Origin of the sequence: Mycobacterium sp. (assembly GCF_008709575.1) — a bacterium.
Lineage (GTDB): Bacteria > Actinomycetota > Actinomycetes > Mycobacteriales > Mycobacteriaceae > Mycobacterium.
Window position 1 is genome coordinate 1 of the sequence record NZ_VYIK01000273.1, and the last position, 776, is coordinate 776.

Genomic DNA, 776 nt, shown 5'->3' on the forward strand with positions numbered 1-776 from the left:
TGTCGGCAACCCACGTTCACATGTGAGCGAGGCCCCAGCCCCCCAAACCGTCTAGCCGAGCTAGTCAATCCGTTGGCGGTGATCGCCACAAACGGAGCGAGCACGCTCGATCAGATGCATTCCAGCGTGCTCTACACCCTGGAGGACGCGGAGGCTGACGGGTTCGCCCCGACCGAGGCCTTACAGTTCGTGGACATCCGACCGTCTGCTAACCGTGCCGTCGCGTCACAACGCCAGGCTCAGGCACAGGCCTACAGCGAGCAGCTACAGGCTCAGATCACCGACCTTGTGACCCACGACACCCAGGTCGGGGCGGACATGAGCAACGCCACGGCGGGCGAAGGCAAAATCCAGTTCGTCGACCACTCGTTTAAGACGCACGGGGTGGTATCGCAATGGGTGGGGCAGCTGGTCTACCCGAGGGCGGTATCGGCGCGATCCCCGGCATGATTATCGGGGGAGCAAGCGGCGGAATCGAAGCATTCATCGAAGGTGCGACAGAGAGCCAGCCCCCAAATGCGCGCAGTAGCGAAATTGGATCTGCGGGCAGTTGCCCTGGTCGCCGTTGCCGTTTGGCTGATGCTCACTACCCACGGCATAGCAGTCGCGGCGGCAGCTGCGGCCTGCTTCGTCATGGCCGCCAACGATGTCGCGGTGATCGTGCGCCAGCGGCGACACCAGCCGGCCAAGTAACGCTCTGGCGTAGCGGCGCCGCGGAACGCCGGGCAACGTCGCGGCTGGTGTGTTTCGACCAGGTTTTGTTACCGTCGTCCGCA

General features: G+C 63.9%; 2 protein-coding genes. One reads left to right on the plus strand and one right to left on the minus strand.

Features of this window, described 5'->3' with window-relative positions:
* Positions 1–114: 114 nt before the first annotated feature.
* A complete protein-coding gene (locus tag F6Q13_RS18410; RefSeq protein ID WP_293059617.1) occupies positions 115–450 on the plus strand; it encodes a hypothetical protein in 336 nt (111 codons plus the stop codon).
* Between the two features lie 33 nt (positions 451–483).
* Here the strand turns inward: F6Q13_RS18410 and F6Q13_RS18415 are convergent.
* On the minus strand, positions 484–776 hold a 293-nt coding region (locus tag F6Q13_RS18415; protein WP_293059619.1), incomplete at its 5' end, for a hypothetical protein.

What these genes read in the sequence shown, in the direction of transcription:
- F6Q13_RS18410 (WP_293059617.1), top strand. Translation starts at nt 115, where the DNA reads ATGCATTCCAGCGTGCTCTACACCCTGGAGGACGCGGAGGCTGACGGG.